This window comes from Pseudonocardia sp. C8, from assembly GCF_014267175.1.
Lineage (GTDB): Bacteria > Actinomycetota > Actinomycetes > Mycobacteriales > Pseudonocardiaceae > Pseudonocardia.
The window spans coordinates 869094-895782 of sequence record NZ_JACMTR010000002.1 but is presented as its reverse complement, the minus strand read 5'-3'; the positions used below and the strand labels follow the sequence as shown (position 1 = coordinate 895782).

The window sequence follows — 26689 nt, the reverse complement described above, 5'->3', positions numbered from 1 at the left end:
GCACGACCTCCGGAACGTTCGTCGGCCCCGGGATGAACAAGTGTGTCGCGCCAGTCCGCACGTCCCCACTCCCTCCGCAACGATGTGGGATCCGACACTAGGGTCGCGGCGCACCCGGTTTCGTCCCCGCGGTCGGGGAGATGCATGGGGAGATCCGATCCCCCCTCCCCCGGCGGCGGCCTTCTCTCCCGGCGCCGGCGGTCACTAGGCTCGTGCCATGGACCACCGGCCGCTGCGGATCGTGATCGTCGACGATCATGAGATGGTCCGCTTCGGCCTGCAGGCCATGCTGCAGCGCTACGCGGACCGGATCGAGGTGGTCGGCGACGCGGCCCGGCGGGAGCACGCCCTGCAGCTCGTCGAGGAGCACCGGCCGGAGATCGTCCTGTCGGACGTGCGGATGCGCGGGTTCAGCGGCCTCGACCTGTGCCGGGAGCTGGTGGCCCGCGCGGCGCCGCCCCGGGTCGTGCTGCTCAGCGTCTACGACGACGAGCAGTACCTGTACCAGGCCCTGAACGCGGGCGCCTCCGGCTACCTGCTCAAGCGGATCGGGGGTGAGGAGCTGGTGCGCAGCCTGGAACTGGTGGCCGAGGGGGAGACCGTCGTCGACCCCACCCTGGGCGGCCGGGCGGCAGGTGTCGCGGCCCGGGCCGCCGTCGGCCGGAGCTGGCCCGGCGCCCAGCACGGCCTGACCCAGCGGGAGAGCGAGGTGTTGTCGTTGATGGTGCGCGGCGCGTCGAACCAGTCGATCGCGGCCGAGCTGGTCCTCGGCCAGGAGACGATCAAGAGCCACGTGCGGGCGATCTACCGGAAGCTGAAGGTGTCCGACCGGGCGTCCGCGGTCGGGCTGGCCCTGCGCGACAAGATGTTCGCCTGATGACCGAGGTTCCCGAGACGCTGCAGCTCGCCGCCCCGGAGCAGGCCATCTCCCTGCTGCTCGGGGTGATCGAGGCGACCGCCGCCGGCCCGGAGGTCGAGCCGCTGGCCGGAGCGGTCGCCCGGCTGATCAGCGAGGCGACCGCGACCGACGCCTGCTTCGTCCACGTCCTGGACGACTCCGGGACCTCGCTGACCCTCGCCGGCGCGACTCCCCCGTTCGACGAGCACGTGGGGACCGTGCGGCTGCCCCTGGGCAGCGGGGTGTCCGGCTGGGTAGCCGCGCACCGGGAGCCGGCGGTCATCGTCGAGGACAAGCCGCAGGACGCCCGGTACATCGCGTTCCCGGCGCTGCGCGGCGAGGACTTCGTCTCGATGGCCTCGGTGCCCATGACCAGCGAGCTGGCGGGTCTGGTGGGCGTGCTGAACGTCCACACCCGGGAGCGCCGGGAGTTCACCTCCCGGGACGTGCAGCTGCTGCTGACGATCGGCAACCTCGTCGCCGCCGCCCTGCACCAGGCGCGGCTGCACCGCAGGCTCGCCGCACGGGAGCGCGCGCACGAGCGCTTCGCCGAGCGGGTGGTGGCCGCGCAGGAGTCCGAGCGTCGCCGGCTGGCCGGGGACCTGCACGACGGCGTCACCCAGCGGCTGGTGTCGCTGATCTACTACCTGGACGCGGCGGAGCACGCGCCGCACGAGGACGCCGTGCGGCAGCTGCGGCACGCCCACGAGCTCGCGGAGCTCAGCCTCGACGAGGCCCGCGCGGCGATCGGGGGCCTCCGGCCACCCGTCCTCGACGACCTGGGGCTGGCGGGCGGTCTCGCGAGCCTGGCGTCGTCGTTCCCCGGGGTGGAGGTCACGGTGCGCACGTCGAGCTGCCGCCTCCCCGACCACGTGGAGATCGCCCTGTTCCGCGTCGCCCAGGAGGCGCTGCACAACGTGGCCCAGCACGCGGCCGCCCGGACCGCATCGGTCTCGCTCGTGGTGCGGCCGGACGACCGGGCCGAGCTGCGCATCCGGGACGACGGCTGCGGGTTCGACCCCCCACCGGCCGACGAGCACGCCGGCGGGTACGGGCTCACGAGCATGAACGAGCGGGTCGAGCTCGTCGGCGGCACGCTGCGCGTGTCGTCCCGCCCCGGCGGCGGGACGGTGGTCGAGGCGGTCGTGCCGCTGGGCGGGACCGACGGCGGCTGGCCCGGGTCGGCGACGGCAGACCAGGTCGGACGCCGGGACCGCAGCTTCCTGCCCTGACCACCGGCGGCGCCGGCCGGTCAGCCGGTGTTCCGCAGGCCCGCCGAGATCCCGTTGACGGTGATGGCCAGCGCGCGCCGCAGGTCCGGGCCCGGGTCCTCGGCGCAGCGACGCTGCCGGAGCAGCGAGATCTGCAGGTGGTGGAGCGGTTCGAGGTAGTTGTTCCGCACCTGCAGGGTCTGGGCCAGCACCGGGTGCCGGGCGAGCAGGCGGTCGGAACCGGTGAGCCGCATGACCTCCTCGACGGTGCGGGCGTGCTCGTCGACGATCCGGTCGAAGACGGGCAGGTGTTCCGGGTCGGCCAGGGCGTCGACGTAGTGCCGGGCGATCCGCAGGTCGGTCTTGGCCAGTGCCATCTCCACGTTGTCCAGGAGGTTCGACAGGAAGGCCCACCCGGTCATCTCGCCGAGGACCTCGCCGTGACCGGCGTCGCGCGCGGCCGCCAGTCCGGTGCCGAGCCCGTACCACCCCGGGACGATCATGCGGCTCTGCGTCCAGCCGAACACCCACGGGATCGCCCGCAGGTCGGCGATCCCGCGCCGCCGGCCGCCGGGCCGGGTGCTCGGGCGGGACCCGAGGTTCAGCGCGGACAGCTCGTCGACCGGGGTGGCCTGGACGAAGAACTCGGCGAGGCCGGGCAGCGCGAGCAGCTGCTCGTAGGCGCGCCGCGCCTCGGCGGCCACCAGTGCCATGACCTCGTCGTAGCGGGCGACGGTCTCGGCCGGCTGGCGCGCGGTGCGGTGCAGCAGCGTCGCCTCGAGCAGCGACGACAGCATGATCTCGAGGTTGTCGTGGGCGAGATCGGGCAGCGTGTACTTGTCCGAGATCACCTCGCCCTGCTCGGTGACCTTCGTGGCCCCGTCCACCACGCCGAACGGGCTGGCCAGCAGGGCCCGGCCGCCCGGATCGCCGCCGCGGCCCGCGGACCCGCCGCGGCCGTGGAACAGCCGCAGGCGGATCCCGCGCCCGGCCGTCACGTCGCGGAGCTGGCGCTGCGCCCGGTGGATCTCCCACTGGGAGGTCACGATCCCGGCGCCCTTGTTCGAGTCCGAGTACCCGAGCATGACCTCCTGCTCGTCACCGCGGGACCGGAGCAGCTCCCGGTAGGACGCGTCGTCGAGCAGGCGGCCGACGAGCGGCCCGGCGTCGGCGATCTCGTCGATCGTCTCCAGCAGCGGCACGAAGTCCACGGTGCACCGGACCCTGCCGGCGTCGTCGACCGTCAGCAGGCCCGCCTCCCGGGCCAGCACCGCGGCCGCGAGCACGTCGGACGGTGCCCGGCACATCGAGATGACGTAGGTGTTCGCGGCCTCCTCGCCGACGGTCCGCTGGACCTCGGCCATCGCGTCGAACGTCGCCAGCACCCGGTCGACCCGGTCGTTCACCCCTCCCGTGCGCGGCGCGAGGGTGCGGCGGCAACGGAGTTCCGCGCTGAGCAGCTCCTGCCGCTCGTGCTCGTCGAGCTCGCGGTAGGGCCGCCGCCCGGTGCCGACCCGGTCGTACAGCTCGGCGAGCGCGTCGTGGTGCACCGCGCTGTGCTCCCGCACGTCGAGCCGGGCGAGATGCAGCCCGAGCACCGACGCCACCCGCAGGACGTGCGCCAGCGTGCCGTCGGCGATGTGGCCACCGAGGTGCCCGCGCAACGACCGGTCGATCACGGCGAGGTCGGCGACGTAGGCGGCCCCGTCGGCGTAGTCCCGGCCGGGCACGTGCGGTGTCCGGTCCCGGAGCCGTTCGGCGGTGTTCTGCAACCGCGCCGCGATGACCGCGCACTTGACGCGGTACGGCTCGGCCTCGTCGACCGAGGTGTACACCTCGGGCAGGACCCTGCGGTCGTGGGCCAGACCGGCCCGCAGCTCCTCGGAGACCCCGACGACCCGGCTCGACACGCTCAGCTCGTGCTGCAGTTCCGTCATCAGCGCCGAGTGGATCTCGAGGGCCCGTTCGGCGTAGACCCGGACGGCCTCGACGGTGGTGGCGGCGGTGACGTTCGGGTTGCCGTCGCGGTCGCCCCCGACCCAGCAGCCGAGCGCGATCGGCCGGAATCCCGGCGGCAGCTCGACGCCCCGCGCGACCAGGAGGTCCTCGAACTCGGCGACGAGCTCGGGAACGGTCGAGGCCCCCAGCTGGGTCAGGTAGTGGCTGACCACGCGGGCCTCGTCGAGCACCGTCGGTGCCGCCGTGCGCAGCTCGTCGGTCTGCCAGAGCAGGTCGATCAGCCCGGGGAGCCTGCTCTCCGGGCGGTCGCCGTCGAGCACCTCGGCGATCCGGCGCAGCGTGCCCCGGACCGACAGGCGGGACGCCTCGGTGGGGTGCGCCGTGAAGACCGGCCGCAGGTCCAGCCGGCCGAGCACGCTCGTGAGCTCATCGCCCGGCACGGTGGTCACCAGCTGGTCGACCAGCCGCCGCAGCGGCCCGTGCCCGTCCGGCCGGCGGGCGCGCAGCTCCCGGCACCGGTGGACCTGCTCGGCCACGTTCGCCAGCCGGAAGTAGCAGGAGAACGCCCTGGCCAGCTGGACGGCGGTTCCCGGGTCGAGGCCGGCGAGCCGGGCGTCGACCGGCTCCGGACCATCGTTGCCCGCGGTCCGGACCTCCTCGACGAGCGCGAGCAGCTCCGGTCCGCTGTGCCGGGCGAGGGTCTCCCCGAGCCGGTTCGACAGCCGCCGGATGGCGGCCCGCAGCTCCTCGTGCTCGGTCCGGGAGATCACCCCGTGCGGGCTCGGGCCAGCGTCCGCAGCGGCGAGTTCGACGGTGGTCATCGGCGGTCACCACCTCACGGTGTCGGTCCGGGGCCGGGCCTCACGCGGTCCGGCCGAGATGCGGGTAGAGCGGGTGGCGCTGCGCGATCGCCCGGGTGCGGGCGGCGAGCTCGTCCTCGTCGCCCGTGGACGTCAGCGCGGCCGCGATGATGCGGCCCACCTCGCGGAAGTCGTCGACCTGGAGTCCCCGGGTGGCGAGCGCCGGGGTGCCGATCCGCAGGCCGGACGCGACGGCGGGCGGCCGCGGATCGAACGGGACCGCGTTGCGGTTCACCGTGATCCCGATCCGCTTCAGCCGGTCCTCGGCCTCCTTGCCGTCGAGGCCGGCCTCCCGCAGGTCGGCCATGACGAGGTGGACGTCGGTGCCGCCGGTGAGCAGGTCGATCCCGCCGCCGAGCATCTCCTCGGCCACCGCGGCCGCCCCCTGGCGGGTGCGCCGCTGGCGTTCGGCGAACGCCGGGCTCGCCGCGATGCGCAGCGCGACCGCCTTCGCGGCGATGGTGTGCATGAGCGGGCCGCCCTGCCACCCGGGGAACGTCCGCGAATCGATCTTCTTACGCAGCTCGTCGCGGCACAGGATCATGCCGCCGCGGGGGCCGCCGAGCGTCTTGTGGATCGTCGTCGTGACGACGTCGGCGTAGGGCACCGGGCTGGGGTGCTCGCCGGCGGCCACCAGGCCCGCGAAGTGGGCCATGTCGACGAGGAGCCGGGCGCCGACCGAGTCGGCGATCTCCCGGAACCGGGCGAAGTCGATCCGGCGCGGGTAGGCCGACCAGCCGGCGAGGATCATCGCGGGCCGGTGCTCCTCGGCCAGCCGCGCGACCTCGTCCATGTCGATCAGGCCGGTCTCCTTCTCGGTCCCGTACGCGACGGCGTCGTAGTGCAGGCCGGAGAAGTTGATGCGCATGCCGTGGGTGAGGTGCCCGCCGTGGTCGAGGCTGAGCCCCAGGAAGGTGTCCCCCGGTTCCATCAGCGCGCTGAACGCGACGGCGTTCGCCGACGACCCGCTGTGCGGCTGCAGGTTGGCGTGCTCGGCGCCGAAGAGCTCCTTCGCCCGGCGGATCGCCAGCTCCTCGGCCACGTCGACGTGCTCGCAGCCGCCGTAGTAGCGCCGGCCGGGGTAACCCTCCGCGTACTTGTTCGTGAGAACCGATCCCTGGCAGTCCAGCACGGCCTGCGGGACGACGTTCTCGGAGGCGATCATCTCGAGGGTGGACTGCTGGCGGAGCAGCTCGTCGTTCAGTACCTCGGCGATCTCCGGGTCGGTCCGGGAGACCGGGAGATCGAAGTAATCAGGGGGGAGCTCGGTCACCGACATACCTCCAACGGCGCACAGGTCCGGATCGTCAATCGGCGTCCACCATGGCGGGGTCACGCCCGCGTTGACCAGTGCGGCGGCAAGATCTCCCCCGCGGGTTCCCCCAGCTCGGGGAGAGCACCCCGGCGCGACGTCGGCCACCATGGACGGCGACCGGTGCCGGTGGAGGGAGCGGATGGACTCGCTGGAGATCACGATCAGCGCCGTCGACGGGGAGCGCGCCGTGGAGTTCTGGTGCGACGCGCTGGGCTACCGCGTCGCCTACCGGCGCGACCGCTACCACGTCCTGGAGCCGCGCGGCGGCGCCGGCCCGCGGGTGGTGATCCAGACCGTCGACGCCGCGGCCGCCGTCCCGGGGAACGTGCACCTGGATCTGCGGGTGGACCACCCGGAGGACACCGTGGCCCGGCTGGTCGCCCGCGGGGCACGCGTGCAGGGCGAGGTCACCGAGGCCGGTCGCACCTGGACGGTGCTGCTCGACCCGGAGGGCAACGAGCTCTGCGTGTGCCCGGCGCGGAGCGCGTGAGCAGGTTCAGACCGGCGCACCGTGCAGGGTGTCGATCACGGCACGGGCCTCGGCGGCCATGACCTGCACGACCGTGGCCGCCGACTCGGGCCGGTGGATCAGCCCCACGGCCTCGCCTGCGGTGACGACGATGGTGTCCGGGTCGTCGCACCGGACGCCGTCCCGGTACCGCGCGGTCGCCTCGACCAGGCACTCGACCGGCACGCGCCCGGTGCCGGCCTTGTCCCAGGTGTCGGTGAACGGGGAACGGAGCACCCGGCTCGTGTACCCGTCCGGCCAGTTCACCCCTCGGACGTCGTCGTAGACCCGGGTGGCCAGCGTGTCGTCGCCCCGGGCCCGGATCATCCGCTCGAGCGCGGCCGCGGAGACGGTCGCCTCGGCGGTCGCCGCGAACCGGGTCCCGACGACCGCCCCGGCGGCGCCGAGTGCCAGCACGGCCGCGAGCCCGCGGCCGTCCGCCACACCGCCGGCGGCGAGCACCGGGACCGGGTCGCCTCGCTCGCGCACCAGGTCGCAGATCTCGGGGACCAGCGTCAGCGTCGAGCGCAGGCGGGTGCCGTGGCCGCCGCCCTCCCCTCCCTGGGCGACGAGCACCTGGGCACCCTGATCCAGGGCCCGGCCGGCCTCGTCCCGGCCGGGCACCTGGCAGATCAACGGGACCCCGGCCGCCCGGATCCGTCCGGCGAACCGCTCGACGTCGCCGAACGACAGCATGACGGCCGCCACGTCGTGGTCCAGGGCGAGGTCCAGCTGGCGTGGCTCGCGCTCGAGGCACCAGGTGATGAACCCGCAGCCGACCCGCGTGCCCCGGGCCACCCGGAGCTCGGCGGCGAACCGGTCGGCGTCCGCGTAGCCGACACCGATCATGCCGAGACCACCCGCCTCGGACACGGCGGCGGCCAGCGCCCCGCCGGCCACGCCGCCCATGGGCGCGAGCACGATCGGAACCGTCGTACCCAGGACGGACGCGACCGACGGGGTCACGGACCGGTCCCCACCGCATCCCCGGCGAGCAGGCGGGCCGCGAGCACCGTGTTCCGCAGCAGCATCGCGATGGTCATCGGCCCCACCCCGCCGGGGACCGGCGTGATGGCCGACGCGACCTCGGCGACCGCCTCGGTGTCGACGTCCCCGCACAGCCCGGACTCCAGCCGGTGCATGCCGACGTCGATCACGACCGCGCCCGGCTTCACCGCATCCGGACCGATCATGCGGGGCACGCCGGCCGCGGCGACCAGGACGTCGGCCCGCCGCGTCACCTCGGCGAGGTCCCGGGTCCGGGAGTGGCAGGTCGTCACGGTGGCGTTGCGCCCCAGGAGCAGCTGCGCCTGCGGCTTGCCGACCAGCGACGACCGACCGACGACGACGGCCTCCGCCCCCTCGAGCTTCACCCCGGCCCGGTCGAGCAGGTGCATCACCCCGGACGGGGTGCACGGCACGAGCCCCGGCTTGCCCAGCGCCAGCCGGCCCGCACTGCGTTCGGTGAGCCCGTCGACGTCCTTCTCCGGCGGGATGCGGGCCAGCAGCGCGTTCGCGTCGAGGTGCCCGGGCAGCGGCAGCTGCAGCAGGATCCCGGTGACCTCCGGGTCCTCGGCGAGCCCGTCGATGATCCCGAGCAGCTCCTCCTGCGTCACGTCCCCCGGGACGTGCCGGTGGAGGTCCCGCATCCCGGCCTGCGTGCACTGCTTGCGCTTGCTCGACACGTAGATGTGCGAGGCGGGGTCGTCCCCGACCAGCACCGTGGCGAGCCCGGGCGCGGCCGGGAGCCCGGCGACCTCCGCGGCCACCTCCGCCCGGAGCTCCGCCGCCGCTGCCTTGCCGTCGATCAGTTCTGCAGTCACGTCGGGGTCCTCAGAAGACGATCGTCGTGGTGTCGTTGAGCAGCACCCGGTCGTCGCAGTGCGCCTCCACCGCCCGTGCGAGCACGACCCGCTCGATGTCGGCACCGCGGCGGGAGATCTCGCGGACCGTGTGCCGGTGCGAGATCCGGGCGACGTCCTGCTCGATGATCGGGCCCTCGTCGAGGTCCTCGGTCACGTAGTGCGCCGTGGCGCCGACGAGCTTGACGCCGCGCTTCTTGGCCTGGTCGTACGGACCGGCTCCGGCGAACGCGGGCAGGAACGAGTGGTGGATGTTGATCGCCGGTACCCCGACCCGCTCCAGGAAGTCACCGCTGAGCACCTGCATGTACCGCGCCAGCACCACGAGGTCGACCCGGCCCTCGAGCAGCTCGAGCTGGCGCTGCTCCGCCTGGGCCTTGGTGTCCCGGGTGACCGGGATGTGGGCGAACGGGACGTCGAACCCGGCCACGTCCTTCTCCAGGTCCGGGTGGTTCGAGACGACCTGCACGACGTCCATCGGCAGCTCGCCGCGTCGCCACCGCCACAGCAGGTCCAGCAGGCAGTGGTCGAACTTGGACACGAACAGCGCCACCCGCTTCGGCGTCTCCGCCGCGGTCATCTGGAACGCCATCCCGAACCGGCCGGCCACGTCCCCGGCGAACTCCCGCCGCAGCTTCGGCAGCCGATCGATGAGGTCGGGCAGGTGGAACACGATGCGCTGGAAGAACTTCCCGCCCTCGGGGTCGGTCGAGTTCTGGTCGGCGTGCACGATGTTCGCACCGCGGGCGTGCAGGAACGCCGTCACCGACGCCACGATTCCGGGGCCGTCCTGGCACGACATCAGCAGGCGGCCGTGATCGCGCACAGCGGCCGCGTCTGCCCAGTGACCGCGGCGGTCGGGGGCGACGACCGCGGCCGGTGGAGCCTCGATTCTCGGATCGTTCATCAGAGATCCTTCTCTCCGCGGTGCGTCAGCTCCACGGGAACGGCGAGTGGCTGGTCGGGTGGAGATCGCCGGTGCGGTACCGGTCGAACCGGAACGGCGCGAGCAGCTCCTGCGGTTCGCCGAGCAGCTCCTTCGCGACGAGCTCACCGACCCCGAGCATCTTGTACCCGTGGTTGGCGTCGGCGATGAAGTAGGCGTTCTCGCAGAACATGTCGAACACCGGGAAGCTGTCCGGGGTGAACGCCCCGATGCCGCCCGACGGCTCCTTGGAGTAGAGGCCGCGCTTCTGCTCGAACCGCTTGTGGCAGGCGGCCAGGGCCGAGGTCCACATGCGGACGAACGAGTCGTCGACCACGAACTCGGGGCTGGCCGGCCCGTACGGGTCGACGGCGACCTCGTGGGCGGGCCGGTCGATCTGCTGCGGCGAAGCACCACCCTGGACACCGCCGAAGTGGAAGTCGGGCTTGTAGTAGATGCCCCACATCTGGTCGGTGATGAGCGAGCCGTCCAGGTCGTCGTGGAGCGGGGCGTCCGAGTCGACGTGGATGACCGGCGGGAAGCCACCCTTGTTGTCCGTGAACTCCCCCGGGTCGACCTCGAGGGTGCCCTCCTGCAGCGCCCAGTAGGTCCACATCGGCCGGTCCGGGTGCTCCTTGCCGGAGGTGTCCCGGACGGTGATGGTCTCGGGCAGGTCGAGCATCGACCAGATGTCGCGTACCCAGGGGCCGACCGCCACGACCACCGCATCGCAGGCGATCGTCCCCTGGTCGGTCTCGACGGCGCTGACCCGCTCGCCGGTCCGCTCGAACCCGGTGACCGTGACCCCGGTCTCGATGCGGACACCGGCCTCGCGGGCCTTGGCCGCCAGGCCGGCCAGGGACAGGGTGTTGTTGGCGTACCCGCCGCGCTTCTCGTGCAGCAGGATCGAGATCCCCGGCGCCTGCCAGTCGGAGAAGATCTCGCGCATGTAGGCGTTGCACTCGTCGACGCCCTCGACGAGCACCGACTCGTAGCCGATCTCGTTCTGCTCGCGGGCGATCTGGCGGACGTCGTCGGCCATCGCGTCCGGGGCGAGCTGGATGTAGCCGACGCCGTGGTACGACAGCGCCTCGGCGTCCCGTTCCCACGCCTCGACGGAGTGCGCCATCAGGCGGCGCATCGCCGGCTGGAAGTAGTTGTTCCGGATGACGCCACAGGCGACACCGGAGGCGCCGGCACCGACGTCGGTCTTGTCGACGACGACGACGTCGCTGCCGTCCCCGCGGCCGGACTCGGCCAGCCCCCGGGCGAGGTGCGCTGCGGTGGTGAGGCCGTGGATGCCGGCCCCGATGACGACGTAGCGGGACTTCTCGGGAACCATCTGTCACTCACTCCAGGTGTCGAGTTCCGGGCCGGTGACCTCGATGCCGAACTCGGCACCGGCATCGAGCAGGACGTCGAACAGGTGCTGGCCGCTCGACCGCTCGACGTGCAGCAGGTACGACGGTTCTCCTGCGCCGGGACCGTCGTCCCGGACCAGGTCGGTGGCCACCGCGGCCACCGACGTCCGCAGCGCGGCACCGTCCGGGGTGGAGGCATCGTCCAGGTCGATGCCGCAGATCTTGTTCAGGACGTCCGCGGAACGCCGCCCGCGCAGCCGGACCAGTGCCCGGCCGTGCGTCACGTCCAGCACGGAGGCGAACTCGCCGGTCCCCGACGCGGCGGACTCCAGGTCCTCGAGCAGCGCGCGGGCCGTCCCGGTGGGGCCGATGACCAGCCACTCCCCCGGGCCGGAACCCACGGCGAGGACCGGGTGTCCGGCCCGCTCGGTGCGGGCGGCCCGGCCGAACCGGGTACCGACGACCTGGCGCACGGCGCCGTTGACGCCGCCGCGGACGAGGATCTTGGCCAGCGACGACTCGTCGGACAGCGTGAGGTCGGCCGTGCTGCGCCGGGCGCTGACCTCCCATCCACCCCGCAGCACGGGGTCGGCGGGGCTGATCGCGCTCCGGGCGACGGCGGGTGCAGTACTAGACACGCTGACGCTCTCCCTTCGGGTCGAAGTGGGCATGTCCCTCGATGACCCGGGCGATGACGTCCGACCCGTCGGGCAGGCGGACGCTCAGGCGGGTCCCGGGCGCGGCGAGGTCGGGGTCGACCTGGCCGAGGCAGATCGACCGGCCCAGCGTCGGGGACATCCTCGAGGACGTGATGCGGCCGGCGATGCGGCCGTCCGGGCGGAGGATCTGGCTGGCCTCCGCCGGCACGACCTGCCGGTCCTCCGGTTGGATGCCGACCAGCCGGGGGTAGTCGTCACGCTCGGACTGCCGGACGAGCTCGGGCTTGCCGACGAAGTCCTCCTTGTCCAGCTTGATCAGGCCCCCCAGCCCGGCGGTGTAGCCCTTGGACAGGCCGTCGGTGTCCTGGCCGACGATGAAGTGGCCCTTCTCCAGCCGGAGGATCCGCTGCGCCTCGACGCCGAACGGCGAGATCCCCAGGTCGGCGCCGGCCTCGAAGAGCTTCTCCCAGACGTGCAGCCCGTAGGAGGCCGGGACGTGGATCTCGTAGGAGAGCTCACCGGTGAACCCGATCCGCCACAGGACGCAGTCCTCGATGCCGGCCACCGTGCCGGTCCGCACCTGCATGTACCCGAAGGACTCCGGGTCGAGGTCGACGTCGGTCAGCCGGGCGAGCAGCTCGCGGGACCGCGGGCCGGCGAGGTTCATGCTCGCGTAGGCCGTGGTGACCGGCGTGCAGTGCACCTGCCACTCCGGGTGGGCGGTCTGCAGCCAGTCCTCGACCCACTCCCAGACCCCGGCGGCACCCGACGACGTGGTCGACATCAGGTAGTGGTCCTCGCCGAGCCGGCCGGTGACACCGTCGTCGAACACGATGCCGTCGTCGGCGCACATCACGCCGTAGCGGACCCCGCCCACCGGCAGCTTCGACCACTTGTTCACGTAGAGGTGGTTCAGCAGCTTCGGCACGTCCGGACCGCGCAGGTCCAGCTTGCCGATCGGGGTGACGTCGATCAGCCCCACGCGCTCGCGCACGGCCCGGACCTCCGCGGCCGGGTCGCCGTAGTGCTCGGGCCGGATCCACTGCCCGGCCACCAGCGGTACCGCGTGGTGCTTCTCGTGCCAGGCCTTCATCGGGGAGTGCCGCACGGGCTCGGGGAGCCGCCCGGCGAGCGCACCGAGCGTGAGCGGGACGTACATCGGGCGCCACGTGGTGGTCCCGGTCTCGGCGATGCTGCGCCCGGTGGCCTCGGCGAGGATCGCGACGGCGTTGACCGTCTCGAGCTTGCCCTGCGTCGGACCCATCGTGACCGTCGTGTACCGCTTCACGAGCTCGACGGAGTCGTAGCCCTCCTTGGCCGCGGAGACGATGTCCTTCGAGGAGACGTCCTCGCACATGTCGACGAACCCGTGCGTGCTGCTCCGGAACAGCGCCGGGTGCGGTGCCGGGCGCAGCGGCGGCACCGGCCGGGGCGAACGCGTCGCCGATCCGGTCCCGCCGGCCGCGTCGGGCCGGGTCGGCATCTGCGCGCGGGCCTCGTCGGCGCGCTGGGCGGCGCGGTGCGCGGCCTCCTCCCCGACCGCGTAGCCGTGCTGCAGGAGCTCCTGGGCCGTACCGTCGCCGACGATGCCGCCGGCGGCCAGCACGCTGTCGGGCAGCGCGTCCGGGTTCGGGACGAACCGGGCGGACCGCGGGTCGTAAACGGGGTTGTCGCCCGCCATGTTCAGCAGCGACGTCGGCGCGGTCCACCCGGCCGCCGTGACCAGGAGGTCGCACGCGACCTCGGCCCCGGTGGACAGGGTCACCGAGCGGACCCCGGTGCGGCCCTCGGCCCGCACCACGTGCTCGCCCCGCCGGGCGTCCGCGACCGCGGCGATCTCCACGCCCGCCCGCCGCAGGTCCTCGATCGCGGCGTCACCGCTCTCGTTGGCGGTCATCACGACCGCGCGGGTGCCGGGCCGGACCGCGTACAGGTTGACGAGCCGCCGGACCGCGGTGGACACCATGACACCCGGAAGATCGTTCCCGGCGAAGACGTAGGGCCGCTCGATGAGCCCCGGGCTGACCACCAGCGTCCGCGCCCGAGCCTTGATCAGCCGTTCGAACACGTTCGGCAGGCCGCGCTGGACGATCGGGATCCAGTTGTCGTCGTACCGCGCGAGCGCCACCGAGTTCTCGAGCACCTCGATGCCGGGCTCCGCCGCGACCTGCGCACGCAGCTCGCGCAGCGTCGCCAGGTCCTCGGCCGATCCCCAGCGCAGGTGGCCGCCGAGCTGGTGCTCCTCCTCGACGAGCATGACCTTGGCGCCCGCACGGGCGGCGGCCACCGCGGCCGCCATCCCGGCCGGCCCGCCGCCGGCGACGACGACGTCGGCGTGGGCGTAGCGCTTGTCGAAGTAGGCCCCGGACGGCTCGGGCGAGACCGTTCCGGCGTGGACGAACTGGCGCAGGACGCTCTCGTACAGCGGCCAGAGCGGCTCGGGCTTGATGAAGGTCTTGTAGTAGAAGCCGGTGGACAGGAACCGCCCGACCAGGCTGTTGACGGCCTTGACGTCGAACCGCAGCGACGGCCAGGTGTTCTGCGAGCGGACGTCCATGCCCTCGTGCACCAGCCGGTGCCCGCCCCGGACGTTCGGTTCGTCACCGACCTGGAAGCTGCAGCCCGGGTCGTGGTAGTCGGCGGTCTGGATGCCGCGCGGCCGGTGGTACTTGTAGCTGCGGGACAGCACCCGCTCCCCGGCGGCCGCGAGCGCCGAGGCGATCGTGTCCCCGGGGTGCGCGGTGTAGGTCTTCCCGTTCCACCGGAACTCCAGCAGCCGGCTGCGATCGATCAGCTCGCCGGGCTGCGGCGCGAGTCGTGCGGAGGTCGTCGTCGTCGTTGTGCTCAGGGCGGCGCTCATCGGTCGGCTCCCAGGGGACGGTTCTCGTTGGTCCCGGTGTCCCGCTCGACGCTGAAGTACTTGCGGCACCCGGCGCGGTGGTACCAGGTCTCCTGTACGGGTCCGAGCGGGTTGGACTTCATGAACAGGAACCGGCGCCACTCCTGCGCGGTCGCCGTGTTCGGGTCGGGGCGCGAGTGGTTCTCGCCGCCGTAGCGGAACTCGGTCGCGTTGCGGGGCCCGCACCACGGGCACGACAGCACCATCATTTTCGTGTCCACCTCTCCACAGCTGCGGGCAGCGGGGGAATGTCGGTCGGGAATCGGATCACGGCCGCCACCTCAGTGACCGACCGCTGCGGCGCCCTTCTCGCCCACCAGCCGACCGTCGGCGAACCGGTCGAGGCCGAACGCCGAAATGATCTCCGGGGGACGGCCGTCGGCGACGCAGGCGGCCATCGCCTCGCCGGACACGGGTCCGGCCTTGAATCCGTAGGTCCCCCATCCGACGTCGACGTAGAAACCGTCCACATCGGTCGGCCCCATGATGGGCGAGTAGTCGGGGGTCATGTCGCAGAGACCGGCCCACTGGCGCAGCAGCCGCATCTTCGACAGGGAGGGCATGAGCTCGAGCACGTGGCCGCCGAGCCCCTCGGTGAACTCGAGCGACGCCCGGTTCGAGTACGAGGCGAACGGGTCCACGCTGGCACCGAACACCAGCTCGCCGCGGTCGGTCTGGCTGACGTAGACGTGCAGCGTGCCGGACACGACGACCGTGTCCAGGAAGGGCTTGACCGGCTCGGTGACCGCCGCCTGCAGCGGGAAGGTCTGGACCGGCATCTCGACACCGGCCATGTCGGAGATCAGGGTGGACCACCCCGCGGTGCAGTTGACGACCACGGGGGCCGAGATCCGGCCGCGGTCGGTCTGTACGCCGGTGACCCGGCCGCCGACGACGTCGATGCCGGTCACCTTCGTCTTCTGGTGGATGTGCACCCCGTGCAGGTCCGCGCCGCGCGCGTACCCCCAGACCACCGCGTCGTGCCGGACGATGCCGCCAGGCGGGTGGTAGAGCGCCCCCAGGATCGGATACCGCGCGTACGACGAGGTGTCCATGTAGGGGACGAGCTCTTTGATCTTGTCCGGCCCGATCACGTCCGAGTCGACGCCCTGGGCCTTGTTCACCTCGGCGCGCCACCGCATGGTGCGCAGCGAGGAGTCGTTGTGCGCCAGCGTCATGTGCCCGCGCTGGGAGAACATGACGTTGAAGTTCAGGTCGGCGGCGAGGTGCTCGTACAGCTTCACGGAGCGGTCGTAGAACCGCACGCCCTCGGGGGTGAGGTAGTTCGACCGCAGGATCGCGGTGTTGCGCCCCGATCCACCGCTGCCGATGTAGGCCTTCTCGAGGACGGCGACGTTGGTGATGCCGTGGTTGACCGCGAGGTAGTACGCCGTGGCCAGCCCGTGGACACCACCACCGATGATCACGACGTCGTAGCTGTCCGCGAGGTCGTGCTCGCGCCAGTTCCGCGGCCACTCGGCGTTCGAGAGGCCGTGCTGGAACAGGTGCCAGGCGGAGTAGCCGCGAATCTTGCTGCTGCCATTGGTGCCGTTGGTGCCGTTGCGGCCGGGAACGCTCGCCCGGAACGAGGAGCCGACCTTGCCGACGGCCCCCCACCCGTTCCCTCGCGGCGCTCCGTGACGACCGTGCGCACCGTTGGTCGATCCGTCCACGCGTTGCCTCCAGGCTCGTGGTGGGTCTCGGTCGGATGTGACCGGGAGCATAGGGCGTTGTGTGAACAGCGTCCACCCGTAGTGGACATCTCTTTTCCGGCGATCCCGCCGGCCGGGCCCGGACGGATCAAGCACCGCGAGCGGATGACGCCCCGCCAGGGGCTTGACCAGCTGATCGACTTTCCCTGACAGTCGGATCGACGGCCTTCGAGGCCCCTCGGACGGGGCCCGCACACAGAAAATCTGCTGTCAAGGGTTGTCGCCTGTGAGTAAACGCGGTCTACTCTGCGGTGCTGCACGCGGTGTGGCCGCGCTCACGCCGGGCCCAGACTCCCGAACCTTCGGAGGTCCAGAAATGTCCACCGATCTTGAAGCCTTCCTCGACCAACCAGGGCGCGACGACGCCATCCGCGAGGTCCGGAGAAAGATCGACGAGCACGACGTCCGCTACATCTACTTCCAGTTCGTCTCGGTCACCGGCCGGATCATGGGCAAGGGCGCGCCGGCCCCGCACTGGGAACGCTTCGCGAACAAGGGCTTCCAGCTCGTCTACGGCTCGACCGCGAACCTCTTCATCGACCGCCACGGCGAGTACATCGGGTACGGCGCCGAGGCGTGCGAGCTCGTCGGCCTCCCCGACGTGGAGACCTTCCAGGTCCTGCCCTGGGACCCGCAGACGGCCCGCGTCTTCTGCACGCTGTTCCGCGGCCGCGAGGAGCCCGAGGACCCGGGCGCGTACCTGACCTCCGACTGCCGGGGGAACCTCAAGCGCATCCACCGGGACTTCGAGGAGCGGACCGGCCTGCACCTGCGGGTCGGCACCGAGCCCGAGATGATGTGGCTGAAGAAGAACCCCGACGGCACGCCGTCCGTCGAGGGCATGACCAAGCCGTTCTGCTACCACATCGACCAGTTCTCCGAGCTGCAGCCGCTGATCCACCGCGTGAACGAGTACGGCGTCGCGATGGGCCTGGACATGATCCAGGGCGACCACGAGGACGCGCCCGGCCAGCTTGAGCTGAACTGGCAGTTCGACCGGGCCGAGCTGACCGCCGACCGGCTCACCACGTACCGGCAGATCTGCAAGCAGGTCGGTCGCGAGTTCAACGCCTTCCCCTGCTTCATGCCGAAGCCGTTCATGGGGGTGTCGGCGAACGGGTGTCACCACAACATGTCGCTGTGGCAGGACGACACCAACGTCTTCCTCCCGGACGGTGACGACCCGCGCATGCCGAGCAAGCTCGGCCTCGCGGCGATCGGAGGCGTGCTCGAGCACCTCTCCGCCCTCACCTGCATCACCTCTCCGACCGTGAACTCGTACCGCCGGCTGTGGGACACCGGGTTCTGGGCCCCGCTCTACGCGGACTGGGGCTACCAGAACCGCACGACCGCGCTCCGGGTGAGCGCGCCCGACCGCTTCGAGTATCGGTCCGTGGACTCCGCGGTCAACCCCTACCTCTCGTTCGCCGGGCTGATCACGGCGATGGCCGACGGTATCGAGCGCAACCTCGACCCGGGACCGCCCGAGGAGCGCAACATCTACACCGCCATGGCGGAGGGGAAGGAGGTCAAGAAGATCCCGATGACCCTGGGCGACGCCCTGGAGTCGCTCCGGGCCGACGAGGTCGTCCGCAGCGCCATGCCGGGCGACATGTACCGGGTCTTCGAGCACTACAAGCGCGACGAGTGGGAGCGCTTCTGCGCCAGCGTGACGGACTGGGACGTCAAGGAATACCTGGACATCCTTCCCTGATCGACCGAAAAGGACAGACGCATGTGTGGGATTGCCGGAATCATCCACCTGGACGGGCCGGGGGACGTCGGCCGCGAGATGACCAAGATGCTTCAGTCGATGAAGCATCGGGGGCCGGACTCGGCCGGATACGCGCTCTACGGTGAGCCCAAGGACCACCTGGTCATGCGGTTCAAGCTCGCCGACCCGAACGACACGTCGGACTTCGACTTCTCCGAGCGGCTCGAGCGCAGCCGGCGTGAGGTGGAGTCGCGCCTCTCCAAGATCGGCGCGTCGGTGGACCGGGTGGACGGCGAGTCCGCCTACGCCTACCGGGCCGAGTTCCGGTACGAGGGCGAGCTCAAGCCGCTGGCCGACTACGTCGAGAACATCCCGGGCTGCGAGGTGCTCTCCCTGGGCCACTCCCTCGAGATCGTGAAGGACCTCGGTGACGCCAACACCGTCGCCGGCCAGTACAAGCTGGACGCGTTCCGCGGGACGCACGCCATCGGCCACGTACGGATGGCCACCGAGTCCGACGTCGACATCGCCGGGGCGCACCCGTACTGGGCCTACCCGTTCTCCGACGTGGCCGTGGTGCACAACGGGCAGCTGACGAACTACCACCAGTGGCGGCGCCGGCTCGAGCGCTCCGGTCACCGGTTCCAGTCCGAGTGCGACTCGGAGATCATCGCCGTGTACCTGGCCGAGCGCCTGGCCGACGGGCTCAGCCTCGAGACGGCGATGAAGCAGAGCCTCGAGGACCTCGACGGCGTCTTCACCTATCTCGTGGTGACCGAGGACAGCCTCGGCATGGCCAAGGACGAGATGGCCGCGAAGCCGCTGGTCCTGCACCAGGCCGACAACCTCGTCGCCCTGGCCTCCGAGGAGAGCGCCATCCGCGCGGTCCTTCCTCAGGAGATCGATTCGTACGACCCCTACGAGAAGGAGGTGCTGGTGTGGTCGCGGTGAACGAGACGTCCCGCCCGGTGCGCTACGACGTGCGCGGGCTCGCCGAGCCCGACGCCGAAGCCCCGAAGACCGCCCGGATCGACGGGGACTCCGCGGTGATCGACGCGGCCGACCTGAGCCCCCGCCTGATCAACCTGGAGCTGCGCCGCCTCGTCTACGGCGAGGACATCCGCAACGTCACCATCACGAACCCGGGGGCGAAGCACTCGGTGGCCGTGGGCCTGCTGGCCCGCTGCCGGATCACCATCGACGGCAGCCTCGGCTACTTCGCCTGCACCCTCGGCGACGGCCCCGAGATCCACGTGACCGGCCGGGTCGGGTGGTCGCTCGGGGAGAACATGATGTCCGGCGTCGTGGTCGTCGACAAGAACGCCGGCTCGCTGACCGGAGCCGCCCTCCGCGGCGGTGACCTGGTGATCCGGGGGCACGTGGGCGCCCGCACCGGCATCGACCAGAAGGGCGGGACGATCCTCGTCGGCGGCAACACCGGGTCGATGACCGGGTTCATGATGCAGCGCGGCCGGCAGATCATCTGCGGCGACGCCGGACCCGGGCTCGGCGACTCGATGTACGACGGCAGCATCTACGTCGCCGGCAAGGTCGCCTCGCTGGGCGTCGACTGCGTCGAGGAGGAGATGGGCCCCGAGGACCACGAGCTGCTCGACCGGAAGTTCCGCATCTACCGCATGGACAAGCCGGACACGTTCCGGAAGTTCGTCTGCGGCAAGCAGCTCTACAACTACGACACCCTCGAGCCCTCCGAGCGCAAGCTCGTCCTCTAGAGGAGAGTGACATGGCTGACGAGACAGCACCCTCCGAGCACACGGTCCTCGGCCGGAGCCAGATCTTCACCCCCGAGGTCATCAACGACATCCACATGAAGGCCGAGCTCGGCCGCTACCGGATGCGTGGTGGCGGGATCTTCAAGAAGATCCCGCACTGGGACGACCTCGTGTTCCTGCCCGGTACCCTCACCCGCTTCGTGATCGAGGGCTACCGCGAGAAGTGCGAGACGAAGACCGTGCTCGGCGCGCGCTTCGCGAAGAAGCCGCTCGAGCTCGACATCCCCGTCTACATCACGGGCATGAGCTTCGGCGCGCTCTCGCTCGAGGCCAAGATGGCGCTGGCCAAGGGCGCGTCGATGGCCGGCACGGCGACCTGTTCGGGTGAGGGCGGGATGATCCCGCCGGAGCGCGACCTGTCCACGAAGTGGTACTACCAGGTCATCCAGAGCCGGTACGGCTTCAACCCGCACCACCTGATGCTGGCCGACGCGATCGAGTTCTTCATCGGTCAGGGCTGCAAGGTCGGCATGGGTGGCCACCTCATGGGCCAGAAGGTCACCGAGCAGGTCGCCGAGATGCGGTCGCTGCCGGCCGGCATCGACCAGCGTTCACCGGCCCGGCACCCGGACTGGCTCGGCCCGGACGACCTGTCGCTGAAGATCCAGGAGATCCGCGAGGCGACCGACTACCAGGTCCCGATCCAGCTCAAGCTCGGTGCCTCGCGCGTCTACGACGACGTACGCATGGCGGCCAAGTGCGGGCCGGACGTCATCTTCCTCGACGGTGCCGAGGGCGGCACCGGTGCCGGGCCGCACATCGCCACCGAGGAGACCGGCATCCCGCTGATGTCGGCCATCCCGGAGGCCCGGCGGGCGCTGGAGGACGTCGGCCTCGCCGACGAGATCGACCTCGTGGTGGCCGGGGGTATCCGCAACGGCGGTGACATCGCCAAGTGCATCGCGCTCGGCGCCAAGGCCGTCGCGATCGGCACCGCCGCGCTGATGGCGCTGGGATCCAACAAGAACATCCCGGGGGTCACCGACTACGAGGGCACCATCGGCGTCCCGGCCAGCGACTTCTACCACATGCACACCGGTCGCGACCCGGCCGGCATCACCACCCAGGACCCGGAGCTGCGCAAGCGGCTGGTCGTCGACGAGGCCGCGGAGCGCGTCTACAACTTCCTGCACACGCTCACGCTCGAGGTCCAGATGCTCGCCCGCGCCTGCGGCAAGACCGACGTGCACAGCCTGGAGCCCGAGGACCTCGCGGCACTCACGACCGAGTCCGCCGCGATGGCCCGCGTCCCGCTCGCGGGAACCAAGTACATCCCCGGCGTGACCGAGGAGGAGACGCTCACCGAGATCCGGGACCTGCTCGCCAAGCACATCGCCAACGACACCGGGGGTAGCCGAGATGTCTGATTTCGACCTCTCCGCACGTCACCTGACCACCCGGCAGGGAATCGACACCGAGGAACTGACCGGTCAGACGTTCCCCTACCAGTTCGATCCCTCGCTGGTCGACGACATCGACCTCGAGGCCGCCACGCCCGGCGAGGACATCAACTGGCTGGAGGACATCCACCTCATGGAGGAGGACGGCATCCCCGCCGTCTTCGACCGGTACACGAACGCCTTCCTGAAGATCCACTTTCCGGTTCCGGAGGGCCGTGAGGACGAGTACGCCCGCAAGGTTCTCGTCAAGCACCTGCAGGAGGGGAACTCCTACGGGATCTGGCTGAAGCACAAGCACGCCAAGTTCCCGCAACCGGAGCTGGGCTCCTGGCTCGAGAACTCGCCGACCGTCGGCGACAACTGGAAGCCGCCACGTCTCGAGGGCTGGGAGCCCCCATCCGGACACTGACCGATCCGATGCGTCGGGCGCCGGCATCCATCACCTAGCGGCGTGCCGGCGCCCGTACGCAAAGGAGGCCGACGATGGCCGGTATCGCGCCCGAACCGGAACACACGACCGCCACGACATCAGTGGCCGACGACGATCGGCTGCACCGCACCCTGGACTGGAAGGGTGCCTTCTGGATCGCCAGCGGCGTGCCCGCACTCGTCCTGTTCTCCATCGGCACGATCGCCGCCACGATCGGCGCCCCGTCCGTGCTGGTGTGGGGGGTGTCGATCGCCTTCGGCCTGGTCCAGTCGTTCATCTGGGCCGAGATCGCCGGGCTGTTCCCCCGCAAGTCCGGCGGGGCCTCGGTCTACGGGGCGATGGCCTGGGTCCGCTACTCCAAGCTCGTCGCACCGCTGTCGGTCTGGTGCAACTGGCTCGCCTGGTCACCGGTGCTGATGATCGGGTCCAGCCTCGCGGCCGGTTACGTGCTGACCGCGCTGTTCCCGGCGGACGCCGTCGTCAACACCTGGTCGATGACGCTGCTGCCGCTGGAGTTCCTGAGCGAGGGCCTGGAGCTGCGGATCAACGCGACGTTCGTCGTCGCCGCGCTGTTCCTGCTCCTGGTCTTCGCACTCCAGCACGGCGGGATCCTGCGCGCCGCCCGGGTGCAGACGATCATCGGCCTGGCCGTGCTCGTCCCGCTGCTGATCATCGGACTGGTGCCGCTGCTCACCGGTGACGTGCTCGCCAGCAACTTCGCGCCGTTCGTGCCGCTCAGCGGCGCGTGGGACCTGTCCGGCTGGACCCTGCTCGCCGGCGGCCTATTCCTCGCGGCCTGGTCGGCGTACGCGTTCGAGACCTCGATCTGCTACACCGCCGAGTTCCGCGACCCCGGCCGGGACACCGTGCGCGCCATCATGGCCGCGGGCCTGGCCTGCCTGGTGATCTACCTCCTGGTCCCGATCGCGTTCCAGGGCGCGCTGGGGCCCGAGCGGCTCGCGGAGCCGGGCATCGTCGACGGCGACGGCGTCGGCCAGGCGATGACCGAGATCGTCGGTGGCGGCCCCGTGATCGCCAACCTGCTGATCGTGATGCTCGTGCTGGCGCTTCTGCTCACGATCATGACCACGATGGCCGGCTCGTCCCGGACCCTCTACCAGGGGTCGCGTGACGGGTGGCTGCCCCGGTTCCTGGGCCACGCCAACCGGCACGGTGCCCCCACCAGGGCGATGTGGACCGACCTGGTCTTCAACCTGCTGCTGCTGCTGCTCAGCGACGCGGTGTTCGTCCTGGCCGCGTCCACGGTCTGCTACATGATCTTCAACTTCCTCAACCTCAACGCGGGCTGGATGCACCGCCTCGACAACCCCTCCACCCCGCGCCCCTTCCGCGCCCCGACGGCGCTGCTCGCGCTGGGCACGGTGCTGGCGTTCGTCAACGCGCTGCTGCTCGGCTGGGGCGCGAGCGTCTGGGGCGCCGGTGCGCTGGTCTTCGGGCTCGTCGGCGCGGCCATCATCCTGCCGGTGTTCGCCTACCGGCACTTCGTCCAGGACCGGGGCGTCTTCCCCGACACCATGTACGAGGACCTCCCGGCCTCCGAGCGGGGACCGACCGGCGTGCTCGTCCGCCGGGCCGGCATCCGGCCGTTCCTCGCGCTCGCCGGCGGTGTGGCGATGGTGGTCGTCGGCCAGGTGCTGGCCGCCGTGGCCGGTTAGGGAGCCCGGCCGTGCAGGCGCCTGAGGGGGCGGCACGACACGCGTCCGCGCAGGTGGCGGCCGACGTACCGAGTACCCTGGTCGAGGTGAGGCCACGACCAGTCGGTTCCGTCGAGCCGGAACAGGCGCCGCCGGCGACCTCTCCGGTCACGGATGACAACGACCTCGAGAAGATCATCGCGGCCCGGGCCCGCGAGCACCGGATGCTCAAGGGCCTCACCATCAGCGCGCTCGCCCGGGACGTCGGGATCTCGAAGGCCATGCTGTCCAAGATCGAACACGCGCAGACGTCGTGCAGCCTGTCGATCCTCAAACGGCTCGCCGCGGCCCTCGAGATCCCGGTCACCGCGTTGTTCCGCGGGGCCGACGCCGACCGGGAGGCGGTCTACACCCCGGCCGGCCAGGGCGCGCTGATCATCCGGCGCGGCAGCCACGTGGGGCACCTCTACCGGTTGCTCGGCGGGCTGCGGGGCGAGCACAAGCGGCTCGAACCGCTGCTGTGCACGCTGACCGAGTCCAGCGAGGTCTTCCCCGTGTTCCAGCACTCGGGCACGGAGTTCCTGTACATGCTCGAGGGCGTGATGGTCTACGTGCACGGTGACGCCCGGTACGAGATGAAACCCGGGGACGCGCTGATCTTCGACGGGGAGGGCCCGCACGGCCCGGAGACGCTGAACCAGCTGCCCGTCGTGTTCCTGACCATCACCGCGTACCCCCAGTAGCCGACTCCCCGGCAAGGCCGACGCCGCACCGTCCGTGGACGGGTGCGGCGTCGGCTCGTGTCCGGGACCTTCCCGTCCCTACTCGGACACCGTCGCGAGCGGCTCGGCCGGCGAGCCGCCCGAGATCTCGTTGAGGGTGCGGCCGGCCGTCTCCGGGGCCAGGACCTGCGAGACCGCCGCGCCCACGACGCAGACCCCCGCGGCCACCAGCATCGTGGTACCCGGGCCGAGGTCCGACATGGACCACGGGAACAGGAACGTCCCGATACCGGCACCGACCCGGCTCACGGCCGTGGCGAACCCGGTGCCGATGCCCCGGATCTCGGTCGGCAGCACCTCGCCGGGGTAGACGCCGGTGAGCGCGGTGCACATGGCGTTGGCGAACGCGAACACCAGGAAGCACGCCAGGATGACCCACGGGGGCGCGGACGTCCACAGGCCGATCGCGACCAGGACGACGGCACACACCCACTGCTGCGGGATCGTGAACGCCCGCCGGCCGACCCGATCGATGAGCAGGCAGGACACGACGACACCCGCGAGGGCGACGCCGTTCACCCCGATGGCGCCGAGGAGACCGTCCTCACCGAGGCCGTACTGGGTCAGCACGCTCGCCGAGAACGTGGCGATGGCGAAGTAGGGCGTCACCGTGCAGAACCAGAAGATGGAGATGAACGCGGTGGCGCGCCAGTGCCGCGCCGAGAACAGGCTCCGGAACGAGCCGGTCGCCTGCCCCTCGCCGAAGATGTCGTCCTGGTCGGGACCCTCCTCGATCCAGGTCTCCGCGATGTGCCGGGCCTCCTCGGTCCGCCCCTTGTTGATCAGCCATCGCGGCGACTCCGGCAGCCCCAGGCGGCCGACGAACAGGATGACCGCCGGGATGGTGCTGGTGGCGAGCACGACGCGCCAGTCGGCCTGGTAGAAGGTGATCAGCAGGTAGCCGACGACGAACGCGGCGACGAAGCCGACGTACCAGGCGACCTCGGACAGTGCCAGGCACCGGCCGCGGAGCCGGGCGGGCGCGAACTCGGCCATCAACGGCCAGCCGATCGAGTACTCGGCGCCGACCGCCACACCCATGAGCAGGCGTACGAGGAAGAGCTGCCAGCTCGACTCGACGAAGAACTGGAGGACCGAGCCGACCACGAAGATCCCGAGGTCGATCGTGAACATCGGCTTGCGGCCGAACTTGTCGGCGAAGTAGCCCCCGAGCGGGCCGCCGGCGAAGATGCCGATCAAGGCGGCCGCGCCGATGAGTCCCTCGCCGAGTACGGACAGCTCGAGATCGGTGGCGACGTTCCCGATCACCGTCCCGATGATGCCGAGGACGTAGCCGTCGATGAACATGCCGCCGGCGACCACGATGGTCAGCCGGGTCAGGAACCGTCTTCTCGCGGACGAGTCCGATGGGGTGTCGTCAACTGCGTTGTTGCTCACCAGTGAGTTCCCTTCTGGCGCAGAGCCCGCTGCTCGCTACGCCGATGCAGGTGTCCCGGCGCGAGATCAGGCGAGCTGGTGGAGCTCGTGCCCCAGCCGGTCCCGCTTCGCTTCCAGGTACCGGACGTTGTGGTGGTTGGCGTGGAACTCGTGCGCGGCCCGCTCCACCGACAGCCCGGCCGCCTCGACGGCCCGGACCTTGTCCGGGTTGTTCGTCAGCAGCCGGACGCGGCGCACGCCGAGGTCCACGAGGATGTCGCAGGCCGCCCCGTAGTCCCGCCCGTCCACGGGCAGGCCCAGGCTGACGTTCGCGTCGACCGTGTCGAGGCCCTCGTGCATCTGCAGCTGGTAGGCCCGGAGCTTGTCCCCCAGGCCGATCCCCCGGCCCTCGTGACCGCGCAGGTAGACGAGCACGCCGGCTCCGGCCTCGCTGATCGCGGCCATCGCCGCCCGCAGCTGGGTGCCGCAGTCGCACCGCAGCGAGCCCGCGATGTCCCCGGTGATGCACTCGCTGTGCAGGCGGACGAGCGGGCTGCCCGACGTCACGTCGCCCATGACGAGCGCCATGTGCTCGACGCCCTCCCCGGGGGAGCGGTAGGCGATCGCCTCGAACGTGCCGGCCTCGGTCGGGAGCATGCTCTGGCCGGTACGGGTCACCACCGGCCGGGCGGCGCTGCGGTACGCACGCAGCTCGTCGATTGTGACGATCGGGATCCGGTGCCGCCGGGCGAAGTCGGCGAGGCCGTCGCCGCGGAGCATCGACCGGCGGTCCGGGGTGACGATCTCGCACAGCAATGCGGCGCCGCTGAGTCCGGCCATCCGGCACAGGTCCACGCCCGCCTCGGTGTGCCCCGGCCGCTCCAGCACCCCGCCGGGGCGCGCCAGCAGCGGCATGATGTGGCCGGGCCGGGCGAGGTCGGCCGGGTCGAGCGCCGGGTCGGCCAGCGCACGGATGGTGGCCGCGCGGTCACCCGCGCTGATGCCGGTCGTGGTCCCCGGCAGGTAGTCGACGCTCACGAGGAAGGCCGTGCCCTGCTTCTCGGTGTTCTCGGGAACCATCAGGCCCAGGTCGAGCTCCGCGGCCCGCTCCTCGTCGATCGCGACGCACAGGAAGCCGGACGTGTGCTCGAGGAAGTACGCGACGGAGTCGGTGTCGGCGTACTCGGCGGCCATGATGAGGTCGCCCTCGTTCTCGCGGTCCTCGTCATCGACCACCAGCACCACACCCGCCCGGGAGAGGGCCTCGATGGCGTCGTCGACATGAGACATGGACGTGCTCCTTCCTCGGAACGTCGTCGGGCGCGGTGGCCCCCGCACATGCGGCCGGATCGGCCAACCACGGATTTAT

Annotated in this window: 22 protein-coding genes; 10 read left to right on the top strand and 12 right to left on the bottom strand. The window is 71.3% G+C overall.

Annotated features, from left to right (window positions below; genetic code table 11):
- The first annotated feature begins 217 nt into the window (after positions 1-217).
- Entirely contained in the window at positions 218-877 is a 660-nt protein-coding gene (locus H7X46_RS04970; protein ID WP_186358281.1) for a response regulator transcription factor, read from the top strand.
- Positions 877-2130: a GAF domain-containing sensor histidine kinase gene (locus H7X46_RS04965; protein WP_186358280.1), complete on the top strand. Its 1254-nt coding sequence runs from the start codon at positions 877-879 to the stop codon at positions 2128-2130. Before H7X46_RS04970 ends, H7X46_RS04965 begins: the two co-directional genes overlap by 1 nt.
- A 20-nt stretch (positions 2131-2150) precedes the next feature.
- Here the strand turns inward: H7X46_RS04965 and ppc are convergent, their stop codons facing one another.
- Both ppc and glyA read right to left on the bottom strand, forming a co-directional pair.
- Entirely contained in the window at positions 2151-4889 is a 2739-nt protein-coding gene (ppc, locus tag H7X46_RS04960) for a phosphoenolpyruvate carboxylase (protein ID WP_186358279.1), read from the bottom strand.
- A gap of 40 nt (positions 4890-4929) precedes the next feature.
- Positions 4930-6201 (bottom strand): serine hydroxymethyltransferase, encoded by a 1272-nt coding sequence (gene glyA / locus H7X46_RS04955; protein WP_370588613.1) that lies wholly within the window; start codon positions 6199-6201, stop codon positions 4930-4932.
- A gap of 181 nt (positions 6202-6382) precedes the next feature.
- Here glyA and H7X46_RS04950 point away from each other — a divergent pair, with 181 nt between their 5' ends.
- Positions 6383-6733: a VOC family protein gene (locus H7X46_RS04950; RefSeq protein WP_186358277.1), complete on the top strand. Its 351-nt coding sequence runs from the start codon at positions 6383-6385 to the stop codon at positions 6731-6733.
- Positions 6734-6739: 6 nt separating this feature from the next.
- Here H7X46_RS04950 and H7X46_RS04945 read toward each other — a convergent pair whose 3' ends face one another.
- The 8 genes from H7X46_RS04945 to H7X46_RS04910 all read right to left on the bottom strand — a co-directional run bounded on the left by H7X46_RS04945 (position 6740) and on the right by H7X46_RS04910 (position 16130).
- Positions 6740-7717 carry an NAD(P)H-dependent flavin oxidoreductase gene (locus tag H7X46_RS04945; RefSeq protein WP_370588612.1) on the bottom strand — a complete coding sequence of 326 codons (978 nt, stop codon included), beginning with the start codon at positions 7715-7717 and terminating at the stop codon, positions 6740-6742.
- Complete coding sequence (folD, locus tag H7X46_RS04940; RefSeq protein WP_186358276.1) at positions 7714-8574, bottom strand: bifunctional methylenetetrahydrofolate dehydrogenase/methenyltetrahydrofolate cyclohydrolase FolD; 861 nt, start codon at positions 8572-8574, stop codon at positions 7714-7716. Before folD ends, H7X46_RS04945 begins: the two co-directional genes overlap by 4 nt.
- A gap of 10 nt (positions 8575-8584) precedes the next feature.
- On the bottom strand, positions 8585-9520 hold the full coding sequence (purU, locus tag H7X46_RS04935; RefSeq protein WP_186358275.1) for a formyltetrahydrofolate deformylase: 936 nt from the start codon (positions 9518-9520) through the stop codon (positions 8585-8587).
- A 25-nt stretch (positions 9521-9545) separates the two neighbouring features.
- Complete coding sequence (locus tag H7X46_RS04930; protein ID WP_186358274.1) at positions 9546-10880, bottom strand: FAD-binding oxidoreductase; 1335 nt, start codon at positions 10878-10880, stop codon at positions 9546-9548.
- Between the two features lie 3 nt (positions 10881-10883).
- Positions 10884-11537, bottom strand: coding sequence for a sarcosine oxidase subunit gamma family protein (locus H7X46_RS04925; protein ID WP_186358273.1), 654 nt, complete (start codon positions 11535-11537; stop codon positions 10884-10886).
- Positions 11530-14418, bottom strand: a complete 2889-nt coding sequence (locus tag H7X46_RS04920; RefSeq protein WP_186358272.1) for a 2Fe-2S iron-sulfur cluster-binding protein — start codon at positions 14416-14418, stop codon at positions 11530-11532. The genes H7X46_RS04925 and H7X46_RS04920 overlap by 8 nt, the downstream gene beginning before the upstream one ends.
- Positions 14415-14666, bottom strand: a complete 252-nt coding sequence (locus tag H7X46_RS04915; protein ID WP_186358271.1) for a sarcosine oxidase subunit delta — start codon at positions 14664-14666, stop codon at positions 14415-14417. Before H7X46_RS04915 ends, H7X46_RS04920 begins: the two co-directional genes overlap by 4 nt.
- A gap of 72 nt (positions 14667-14738) precedes the next feature.
- Positions 14739-16130 carry an FAD-dependent oxidoreductase gene (locus tag H7X46_RS04910; protein WP_370588611.1) on the bottom strand — a complete coding sequence of 464 codons (1392 nt, stop codon included), beginning with the start codon at positions 16128-16130 and terminating at the stop codon, positions 14739-14741.
- Between the two features lie 355 nt (positions 16131-16485).
- Here H7X46_RS04910 and H7X46_RS04905 point away from each other — a divergent pair, with 355 nt between their 5' ends.
- From H7X46_RS04905 to H7X46_RS04875, 7 genes are all read left to right on the top strand, one after another.
- Positions 16486-17883, top strand: a complete 1398-nt coding sequence (locus H7X46_RS04905; RefSeq protein ID WP_186358270.1) for a glutamine synthetase family protein — start codon at positions 16486-16488, stop codon at positions 17881-17883.
- Between the two features lie 21 nt (positions 17884-17904).
- Positions 17905-18834 carry a class II glutamine amidotransferase gene (locus H7X46_RS04900; protein ID WP_186358269.1) on the top strand — a complete coding sequence of 310 codons (930 nt, stop codon included), beginning with the start codon at positions 17905-17907 and terminating at the stop codon, positions 18832-18834.
- On the top strand, positions 18822-19616 hold the full coding sequence (locus H7X46_RS04895; RefSeq protein WP_186358268.1) for a GXGXG motif-containing protein: 795 nt from the start codon (positions 18822-18824) through the stop codon (positions 19614-19616). The genes H7X46_RS04900 and H7X46_RS04895 overlap by 13 nt, the downstream gene beginning before the upstream one ends.
- Positions 19617-19627: 11 nt before the next feature.
- On the top strand, positions 19628-21043 hold the full coding sequence (locus H7X46_RS04890) for an FMN-binding glutamate synthase family protein (RefSeq protein WP_186358267.1): 1416 nt from the start codon (positions 19628-19630) through the stop codon (positions 21041-21043).
- On the top strand, positions 21036-21485 hold the full coding sequence (locus H7X46_RS04885; RefSeq protein ID WP_186358266.1) for a hypothetical protein: 450 nt from the start codon (positions 21036-21038) through the stop codon (positions 21483-21485). The genes H7X46_RS04890 and H7X46_RS04885 overlap by 8 nt, the downstream gene beginning before the upstream one ends.
- 74 nt (positions 21486-21559) lie before the next feature.
- A complete protein-coding gene (locus H7X46_RS04880; RefSeq protein ID WP_186358265.1) occupies positions 21560-23182 on the top strand; it encodes an APC family permease in 1623 nt (540 codons plus the stop codon).
- 86 nt (positions 23183-23268) lie between these two features.
- Entirely contained in the window at positions 23269-23904 is a 636-nt protein-coding gene (locus H7X46_RS04875) for a helix-turn-helix domain-containing protein (RefSeq protein ID WP_370588610.1), read from the top strand.
- A gap of 78 nt (positions 23905-23982) precedes the next feature.
- Here H7X46_RS04875 and H7X46_RS04870 read toward each other — a convergent pair whose 3' ends face one another.
- Together H7X46_RS04870 and ribA are read right to left on the bottom strand one after the other, a co-directional pair.
- The gene (locus H7X46_RS04870) at positions 23983-25341 is read right to left on the bottom strand and encodes an MFS transporter (RefSeq protein WP_186358264.1); all 1359 of its coding nucleotides are present in this window, start codon (positions 25339-25341) and stop codon (positions 23983-23985) included.
- Between the two features lie 66 nt (positions 25342-25407).
- Positions 25408-26610, bottom strand: a complete 1203-nt coding sequence (gene ribA / locus H7X46_RS04865; protein ID WP_186358263.1) for a GTP cyclohydrolase II — start codon at positions 26608-26610, stop codon at positions 25408-25410.
- Positions 26611-26689: the final 79 nt, after the last annotated feature.